The sequence below is a fragment of the Mycolicibacterium arseniciresistens genome, from assembly GCF_030519285.1.
Taxonomy (GTDB): domain Bacteria; phylum Actinomycetota; class Actinomycetes; order Mycobacteriales; family Mycobacteriaceae; genus Mycobacterium; species Mycobacterium arseniciresistens.
Genome location: NZ_JAUMSQ010000344.1, coordinates 1 through 8,064, shown reverse-complemented (window position 1 = coordinate 8,064; position 8,064 = coordinate 1). Strand labels below are relative to the sequence as shown.

10 protein-coding genes and 1 pseudogene are annotated in these 8,064 nt (G+C 71.1%); 6 read left to right on the top strand and 5 right to left on the bottom strand.

Annotated elements, in window-relative coordinates:
• Window positions 1–636, top strand: a 636-nt coding sequence (locus Q2100_RS27905) for an HAD-IC family P-type ATPase (protein WP_302916652.1), incomplete at its 5' end; no start/stop codon positions are given.
• A 5-nt stretch (window positions 637–641) separates the two neighbouring features.
• Here Q2100_RS27905 and Q2100_RS27900 read toward each other — a convergent pair.
• The gene (locus Q2100_RS27900; protein WP_302916651.1) at window positions 642–1,769 is read right to left on the bottom strand and encodes an adenylate/guanylate cyclase domain-containing protein; all 1,128 of its coding nucleotides are present in this window, start codon (window positions 1,767–1,769) and stop codon (window positions 642–644) included.
• Between the two features lie 44 nt (window positions 1,770–1,813).
• Here Q2100_RS27900 and Q2100_RS27895 point away from each other — a divergent pair, with 44 nt between their 5' ends.
• A complete protein-coding gene (locus tag Q2100_RS27895) occupies window positions 1,814–2,305 on the top strand; it encodes a DNA-deoxyinosine glycosylase (RefSeq protein ID WP_302916650.1) in 492 nt (163 codons plus the stop codon).
• Between the two features lie 4 nt (window positions 2,306–2,309).
• Here Q2100_RS27895 and Q2100_RS27890 read toward each other — a convergent pair whose 3' ends face one another.
• Window positions 2,310–3,137, bottom strand: coding sequence for a helix-turn-helix domain-containing protein (locus tag Q2100_RS27890; RefSeq protein ID WP_302916649.1), 828 nt, complete (start codon window positions 3,135–3,137; stop codon window positions 2,310–2,312).
• A gap of 27 nt (window positions 3,138–3,164) precedes the next feature.
• Between Q2100_RS27890 and Q2100_RS27885 the strand changes: the two genes are divergently transcribed.
• From Q2100_RS27885 to Q2100_RS27875, 3 genes are read left to right on the top strand one after another with little or no spacing between them, the layout of a single operon-like run.
• Entirely contained in the window at window positions 3,165–3,632 is a 468-nt protein-coding gene (locus tag Q2100_RS27885) for a VOC family protein (protein ID WP_302916648.1), read from the top strand.
• 23 nt (window positions 3,633–3,655) lie between these two features.
• Window positions 3,656–4,093, top strand: a complete 438-nt coding sequence (locus Q2100_RS27880) for an HIT family protein (protein WP_264016229.1) — start codon at window positions 3,656–3,658, stop codon at window positions 4,091–4,093.
• 9 nt (window positions 4,094–4,102) lie between these two features.
• Complete coding sequence (locus Q2100_RS27875) at window positions 4,103–4,552, top strand: nitroreductase family deazaflavin-dependent oxidoreductase (protein WP_372503831.1); 450 nt, start codon at window positions 4,103–4,105, stop codon at window positions 4,550–4,552.
• Here Q2100_RS27875 and Q2100_RS27870 read toward each other — a convergent pair.
• Window positions 4,549–5,598: an LLM class flavin-dependent oxidoreductase gene (locus Q2100_RS27870; protein WP_302916647.1), complete on the bottom strand. Its 1,050-nt coding sequence runs from the start codon at window positions 5,596–5,598 to the stop codon at window positions 4,549–4,551. The two genes, Q2100_RS27875 and Q2100_RS27870, sit on opposite strands and share 4 nt — an antisense overlap.
• Window positions 5,599–5,646: 48 nt before the next feature.
• On the bottom strand, window positions 5,647–6,480 hold the full coding sequence (locus tag Q2100_RS27865; RefSeq protein WP_302916646.1) for a uracil-DNA glycosylase: 834 nt from the start codon (window positions 6,478–6,480) through the stop codon (window positions 5,647–5,649).
• Window positions 6,481–6,555: 75 nt separating this feature from the next.
• Here Q2100_RS27865 and Q2100_RS27860 point away from each other — a divergent pair, with 75 nt between their 5' ends.
• Window positions 6,556–7,794, top strand: coding sequence for a multidrug efflux MFS transporter Tap (locus Q2100_RS27860; RefSeq protein ID WP_302916645.1), 1,239 nt, complete (start codon window positions 6,556–6,558; stop codon window positions 7,792–7,794).
• Here the strand turns inward: Q2100_RS27860 and Q2100_RS27855 are convergent.
• Window positions 7,791–8,064: pseudogene (locus tag Q2100_RS27855) on the bottom strand (winged helix-turn-helix transcriptional regulator); the annotation flags it as partial. The gene Q2100_RS27860 and the pseudogene Q2100_RS27855 overlap by 4 nt on opposite strands.

Genomic DNA, 8,064 nt, shown 5'->3' with positions numbered 1-8,064 from the left:
GAACTCCTCGACGCCGCGGCCGCCGCGGAGGCGGAGGGCCGCACACCGGTGTGGGCCGCGGTCGACGGCCGGGTCGCCGGGGTGGTCGTCGTGTCCGACAGCGTCAAGGACACGGCAGCGCAGGCGATCTCGCAACTCAAGGAGCTGGGCCTGACGCCGGTGCTGCTGACCGGTGACAACAGCCGCGCCGCCGAAGCGGTGGCCGCCCAGATCGGCGTCGACGAGGTGATCGCCGATGTGCTGCCCGCCGACAAGGTGGACGTCGTCAAGCGTCTGCAGGCCGAGGGCAGGACGGTGGCCATGGTCGGCGACGGCGTCAACGACGCCGCGGCCCTGGCTCAGGCCGATCTCGGGCTGGCGATGGGCACGGGCACCGACGTCGCGATCGAGGCATCGGACCTGACGCTCGTCACCGGCGACCTGCGTGCGGCGCCCGATGCGATCCGGCTGGCGCGCAGCACGTTACGCACCATCAAGGGCAACCTGTTCTGGGCGTTCGCGTACAACGTGGCGGCGTTGCCGCTGGCGGCGCTCGGCCTGCTCAACCCGCTGATCGCCGGCGCGGCGATGGCATTCAGCTCGGTGTTCGTGGTGAGCAACAGCCTGCGGCTGCGGGGCTTCACCCCGCTGCGCTGAGCCGGTCAGGCGTCATCGCCGGCGGCGCGGCGGGCGCGGAACAGTTTGACCTCGTCCTTGATGCCCTTGAGGTGCCGGGCGCCGGCGAAGGACCAGGCGAACTGCGCGTCGTCGCCGATCGCGTCCCGGGTCGACTCCGCGGCCAGCACCGCGCCGGGGCGGGCGGTGCTGGTCACCCGGCTCGCCAGATTCACCGAACTGCCGAACCAGTCCCCCGCGCGGCTGACCGCAGGGCCGGTCGCCAGGCCGACCCGCAGGGACGGCAGATCGTCGTCGGATTCGGTGGCGTCGACCAGATCCAACACCGCCTCCAGCAGCGCCGCGGCCGACGTGCTGACCAGCATCACCTCGTCGCCGATCGTCTTGATGAACCGCACCGGCGGCACCGCGACGTCGCGGGCCAGGTCGGCCAGCCGGTTCGCCAGCCGCTCGAGGTCCTCGGGCGGAACCGCCTCGCCCAACCGGGTGAAGCCGACGAGGTCGGCGAACGCGACGGTGACCACCCGGGCACCCGGCAGCGGGCGTCCCTCGGCCCGTTCGCTGGCGCTGACCCCCTCCGTCTCCATCGTGTGCCGCAGCTGCAGCATCAGCATGTCCTGGATCATCGGCCCGAGCAGCGGTGCGATCTCACGGGTCAGCGCCTCGGATCCCTTCGCGATGTCCAGTTCCGTGGCACCGGGTTTGAGCACCGCGGCCAGCGCGACCGCCCGCATCACCTCGGCGGCCCGCGACAACCCCTCGGAGAGCTGCCGCACGGTGACCACGATCTGCTCGGGAGTCAGCCCGAGGTCGATGAACCGCTGGGCGTGCGCGGCGGCTTCGGCGTCGGCGCGCATGTGCACGGCGGCGTCGGGATCGTCGACCCGCGGCAGACTCATCGCGCGCTGCACCTGTTGCAGCAGGTCGAGGTCGATCCCGAACTTCTCGCTCGTCTCGCGCGCCGAGACGTAGGTGCCGTCGTCGCCGATGAACCGGCGCGACGCCAGCACCGTCGGCGCGGAGGCATCGGCGATCTCGGACACCGTGATGCCGCGTCCGAGCAGCCACTCGATCAGCTCCGCGCGTTCGGCGCGGGCCCTGCCCTCGAGACCCTCGAGCAGCCCCGAGGCTTCGATGTCCACCTCGTCGGCCACCCGGCCAAGGTATACCGCCGGTCCGGCTTTGCTATACAGCACGCATGACCACACCGGTGTCCCACGGCTTCCCGCCGTTGGTCGGTGCGCGCCCGCGGCTGCTGGTGCTCGGCAACATGCCGAGTGTGCTGTCGCTCGGCGCGCAGCAGTACTACGCGAATCCGCGCAACGCGTTCTGGCGCATCGCCGCGGATCTCTTCGGTTTCGACGCCGACGCCGGGTACGACGATCGGGTGGCCGCACTGCTGAGCCATGGCATCGCCGTCTGGGATGTGCTGCGGTCCTGCCGCCGGGCAGGCAGCCTGGACTCCGCCGTCGAGCGGACGAGCATGGTGGCCAACGACTTCCCCGCCTTCTTCGCCGGGCGCCCGTCGATCACGCGGGTGGCGTTCAACGGCGCTGCGGCCGAACAGAACTTTCACCGACTGGTGCCGGCGCCGCCCGACCTGGCCTACGTGCGGGCGCCGTCGACCAGTCCGGCGCAGACGATGCGCTACGCCGACAAGCTTGCAGCGTGGCGGCGGGCGGTCGGCTGACCCGTCATCCGCCGTGCCGAGATGCGTACTCGCCCGGGGTGCAGCCCAGCATCGAGCGGAAGTCGTTGATGAAGTGCGCCTGGTCGTACCACCCGAGCCGGACGGCGAGATCGGCGAAGTCGACGCCACGCCGGCTCTCGATCTCCAGCGCGGCCTGCTGCAACCGGTACCGGCACAGCACCCACTTCACCGGGACCCCGACGTACCGGCGGAACACCCGCTGCGTGGTCCTGGCGCTCCACGGCGACACCGCCATCACCTGCTCGACGCGATGCAGCCGGCCGTCGTCGCGGATCCTGTCCACCAGGTCGCACAGCGCGAGGAACGTCGGATCCACAGGACCGGGGTGCGCGGCGATCAGCTGGTCGAGCAGACGGCCCGATTCGGCCACGTCGTCAACGAGATCGACTGCCGTATCAGCTAATCGGCGTACGGGCTGAACGCGGCCGGTGAGCGCCGCGGCGTCGCCGCCGAACCGGGCGACGAAGCCACCGGGGCGGAACCGCGCCCCGACCACCGCACCCGACTCGGCGATCGTCACCTGGAACACCCGGTCCACCACGCCGTGCAACAGTGTCGCCGGCAGCGGCTGCCCGTGCCGGGTGCCGTCGGTGCCCCACTCGCGGGTGAGGTGCATCGACGGAAAGGTGATCACCGTGCTGTCGAAGGCTGCCCGGCCACGCAGATCCCAGGTGACCGACCAGAAGTGCTCGACGAACCGGGCGGCACCGTCCGTCGGCGCCCACCGGTGCAGGTCGAACGCCGACGCGGACGCCGCCCGCCCGACCAGCCCGCGCATCGGGGTCGCTGGCGTGTTTTTCCAAGCGCCCATGCCCACCAACCTACGAAACTCGAAGCCATGAGCGTCCAACCCATCCCGCAGGGCTACACGAGCCTGACCCCGTTCCTGGTGATCGACGGCGCCGCGAAGGCGATCGACTTCTACGTCGAGGTGTTCGGCGCGGAGATCGTCGAGAAGATGGACGGCCCCGGCGGCACCGTCCCGCATGCCGAACTGGACTTCGGCAACGGCCGGCTGCAGCTGGGCGACCCGAACCCCGCGTACAAGCTCGAGGCGCCGCCGCGTTCGGAGTCGGTCACCCATTCGCTGGTGCTGTACTGCCCCGACGCCGACGCGGTCGTCGCGCGCGCCGAGGCCGCAGGGGCAACGATCCGCGAACCGATCCAGACCTTCGTGACCGGCGACCGTTTCGCGTCCATCGTCGATCCGTTCGGTCAGCGGTGGGCGGTGATGACCCGCGTCGAGGATGTCTCGCCTGAGGAGCGCGACCGGCGGCTGGCCGAGTGGGCCAAGGAGAACGTCTGACCTTCCCCCGCTAGCGTGGCGGGATGTCGTGTGTGTTCTGTGCCATCGTGGCCGACGAGTCCCCGGCCATCCGCATCTACGAGGACGACGACTACCTGGCGATCCTCGACATCCGCCCCTTCACCCGCGGTCACACCCTGGTGTTCCCCAAGCGCCACCTCGTCGACCTGACCGACACGCCGCCGCAGACCGTCGCCGACATGGCGACCATCGGTCAGCGCATCGCCAGGGCGGCGCGCGCCTCCGGACTGCACGCCGATGGCAACAACATCGCGATCAACGACGGCAAGGCCGCCTTCCAGAGCGTGTTCCACATCCACCTGCACGTGCTGCCCCGGCGCGACGGCGACAAGTTGTCGTTCGCCAAGGGCATGCTGCTGCGCCGCGACCCGGACCGGGAGGAGAGCGGCCGCCTTCTGCGCGAAGCGCTGGAACAACTCGACTCGGCGGGGCAGGATTGAGCCATGGGCATGCCGTGGTGGGAAAAGAACATCGGATACCGGCTACTGCTGCTGCACGACAAGCTCTACAAGGCCACCAATGGCCGCGTCGGGCACACCATCCCGGGTGGCCCGTCGAACCTGCTGTTGCACACCATCGGCGCGAAGACCGGCCGGCAGCGGGCCAACACCCTGAGCTACGCACGCGACGGTGACGACTACCTGGTGGTCGCGTCGATGGGCGGCGAACCACGGGCGCCGGGCTGGTACCACAACCTCAAGGCGAACCCCGACGTCGAGATCAACGTCGGACCCAAGCGGATCCCGGCAACCGCCCGCGCCGTCTTCCCCGACGATCCCGAATTCGCCCGGCTGTGGCCGATCGTTAACAACATGAAGGGCAACAAGGACCGCTACATCGGCTACCAGAAGCGGACGTCACGGCCGATCCCGGTGATCGTGCTGACGCCGCGCGGCTAGAAGAGTTCCTTCGCCAGCAGTTCGAGCGTCGTGTCCCGGCCCGGCGCGCTCGCGGGGTCGGTGCCGCGACGGGCCGATGCCACCGGGTTGACCATCACCTCGTCGACGCCGAACTCCTCGGCGAGCGCGCGGACCTGGTCGGCGGCCTCGGTGGGTGACCCCACGACCGCGCGGGCCAGTCCGTGGTCGACCACCGCCTGCTCGCGGGGGCCGAACCGGATCTGCTCGGCGTCTTCGACCAGCTCAAGCGGACCCAGCGGTTGCCCGGTGCGCAGCCGCGCCATCATGTGCAGGTTCGGCAGCATCAGCGCCATCGCCTCGTCACGGGTCTCGGCGACCGAGGCGTTGACGGTCAGGAACGTCACCGGTTCGGGCGCCAGCTCGCTGGGCCGGAACTCCGAGCGGTAGGCCGCCAGTGCCTCCTTGGTGCCCTGGCCGGAGAAGTGGTGGGCGAACACGTAGGGCAGGCCCTTGGCGGCCGCCAGGTGCGCCGAGTACATCGACGAGCCGAGCAGCCACATCCGCGGCTCGGTGGCCGCCGCCGGCGTCGCCTTGAGGACGTAGTTCTCCCGCATCAGGTCGCGCGGGAGCGGCACCCGCACCCCGCGGGCGCCCATCAGCGCGACCACGTCGTCGAGGTACTGCGGGAACGCCTCGATGTCGCGGTCGTCCCGCCCGGCGGCGCCGCGCAGCGCCATCGACGTCACCGGATCCGATCCGGGCGCCCGCCCGATGCCCAGGTCGATGCGGCCGGGGTGGGCGGCCTCGAGCAGCGCGAACTGCTCGGCCACCGCCAGCGGCGCGTGGTTGGGCAGCATCACCCCGCCCGAGCCGAGCCGGACCCGCTGCGTCAGCGCGGCCAGGTGCGCGATCACCACCGGCGGGCTGGTGGCCGCGACGGCGGGCATGTTGTGGTGCTCGGCGATCCAGTAGCGGGTGTATCCGAGCTGGTCGGCGGTCTGGGCGAGGTGGGTGGTGGCCGCGAGCGCGTCCGACGTGGTCTGGTCGGTGCGCACCGGTACGAGGTCGAGTACGGAGAGCTGCACCCGAAATTCAACGCGCCGCGACACCCGGATAGTCCTTCGGCGTGAAAATCACAGTCCTGCCTCCCGTTTCGCCAGTATGAAAACGTCGTCCATCATGGCCGGAGTGAGCCTGCCGGTAAACGTGTTCTGCTGGCTCGGGTGGTAGCAGCCGATGAGCGCGAGCGGGCCGTGCGCGGACGTCAGCCGGGCGGTGACGGCGTGCCCGAACGCCGGCGCAGGGGTGGCGACGGTGCCACCGCCCGTGCGCACCATCTGCAGCGCCGCCCGCCACGCGAATCCGCCGAGAGCGATGACGACGCGCACGTCGGCGCTCACCAGCCGCCATTCGGCATCCAGCCACGGCGCGCACGCCGACCGTTCCGCGGGGGTCGGCGCGTTGCCGGGCGGGGCACAGCGCACCGCGGCCGCCATCCGGGTGTGCAGGAGCGTCAGCCCGTCGGCGGCGTCCACCGACGTCGCCTGATTCGCCAGGCCGGTGCGGTGCAACGACGCGAACAGGAAGTCACCGGAGCGGTCCCCGGTGAACACCCGGCCCGTGCGGTTGCCCCCCTGCGCCGCGGGAGCCAGGCCGACGACCATGATGGCCGGCCGCACCGCACCCCAGCCGGTGATCGGCCGGCCCCAGTAGGGTTCGCCGGCGAACGACTTGCGCTTGGTGACGGCCACCTCCTCGCGCCACTCGACCAGCCGCGGGCAGGCCCGGCAGACCGACACGACGGCGTCGAGTTCGTCGAGCGTCCCGGTCGCCTCGGCCATCGACACCACCTGCGCCGGGGATGTCGCGATTGCGGTGTGCGCCGTTGCCGGGTCACCGGGCCACCCCGAGCCGGGTGGGACCGGGGAGTCGAAGAGCGCTCCGGTACGCGGATGGGGCAGCGGCACGACTCCACTGTGCCCGAGGCGGAAAACCCGTCGCCGCGGCGGTGCCCGCGCTGCTAGATTCGGCCGCGATACCCCATGATCACCACTTCGCGCGGACCGCTGCACCTCATCCTGTTCGCGGCACTGACCGCCGGTGCGGGCAACGGCATCTCGCTGGTCGCCTTCCCGTGGCTGGTGTTGCAGCGCAACGGTTCCGCGGTCGACGCCTCGATCGTCGCGATGGCGGGGACGCTGCCGCTGCTGGTGGCCACGCTGATCGCGGGTGCGGCCGTGGACTACCTCGGCCGGCGCCGGGTCTCGATGATCTCCGATGCGCTGTCGGCGATCTCGGTCGCCGCCGTGCCGGTACTCGCATGGGTGTTCGGCGTCGAGGTGATCAACGTCGCAGTGCTGGCGGGCCTCGCCGCGCTCGGCGCGTTCTTCGATCCCGCCGGGATGACCGCCCGCGAGACGATGCTGCCCGAGGCCGCACACCGGGCGGGCTGGACGCTTGACCGCGCGAACAGTGTCTACGAGGCGGTGTTCAACCTGGCCTACATCGTCGGCCCGGGGATCGGCGGACTGCTGATCGCCACTCTCGGCGGCGTGAACACCATGTGGGTGACGGCCGGGGCGTTCCTGCTGTCGATCGCCGCCATCGCGGTGTTGCGGCTCGAAGGGGCGGGCACGCCCGACCGGGCCGAGCTGCCCGAGGGGGTGTGGGCGGGAATCGTCGAGGGACTCAAGTTCGTCTGGCACACACCGGTGCTGCGCACGCTGGCGTTCGTCGATCTCGCCGCCACCGGCCTGTACATGCCGATGGAGAGCGTGCTGTTCCCCAAGTACTTCACCGATCGCGACGAGCCGGCGCAGCTGGGCTGGGTGCTGATGGCGTTGAGCATCGGCGGGCTGATCGGCGCGTTGGGCTACGCGGTGCTGTCGCGGCACATGTCCCGGCGCGCGGTGATGCTCACCGCGCTGCTCACGCTCGGGGTGGCGATGACGGTGATCGCCTTTCTCCCGCCGTTGCCGATCATCCTGGTGCTGTCGGCGATCGTCGGATTCGTCTACGGGCCGATGGCCCCGATCTACAACTACGTCATGCAGACCAAAGCGCCGCAGCACCTGCGCGGCCGGGTGGTCGGCGTGATGGGGTCGCTGGCCTATGCCGCGGGACCGCTGGGGCTGATACTGGCCGGGCCGCTGGCCGACTCGGCGGGCCTGCACATCACCTTCCTGGCGCTGTCGGTGCCGATGCTGCTGCTCGGCGTCGCGGCGGTGTTCCTGCCCGCGCTGCGCGAGCTGGATCGGGCGCCGGTCGCCGAACGCGGCTAGACCCGCTGCGGCAGAAGCAGTTTGGCGAACCGGCGGACGGCGGCGGGCTCTCCGCCGACGTGCAGGCGGCCCGCCGACATCAGTCCGGGCACCTGGTCGGGGTCCAGCGCGGCGCCCAGCACCTCGATGTCGCCGGTCAGCATGACGTCGGCGACGGTGTCGTCGGATTCCTCCTGGACCGTCTCGGCGGTGATGCGCATGGTGGTGCCGCCCTGCGGCGTGGCGAGCCGCACCACGAGGTCGGGGCCGCCGCGGTCCGGCCGCAGGTAG

Coding starts and splice junctions, on each gene's coding strand:
- Q2100_RS27860 (WP_302916645.1), top strand. CDS start 6,556: ATGATCACCACTTCGCGCGGACCGCTGCACCTCATCCTGTTCGCGGCA.
- Q2100_RS27890 (WP_302916649.1), bottom strand. CDS start 3,137: ATGGGCGCTTGGAAAAACACGCCAGCGACCCCGATGCGCGGGCTGGTC.
- Q2100_RS27880 (WP_264016229.1), top strand. CDS start 3,656: ATGTCGTGTGTGTTCTGTGCCATCGTGGCCGACGAGTCCCCGGCCATC.
- Q2100_RS27885 (WP_302916648.1), top strand. CDS start 3,165: ATGAGCGTCCAACCCATCCCGCAGGGCTACACGAGCCTGACCCCGTTC.
- Q2100_RS27895 (WP_302916650.1), top strand. CDS start 1,814: ATGACCACACCGGTGTCCCACGGCTTCCCGCCGTTGGTCGGTGCGCGC.
- Q2100_RS27875 (WP_372503831.1), top strand. CDS start 4,103: ATGCCGTGGTGGGAAAAGAACATCGGATACCGGCTACTGCTGCTGCAC.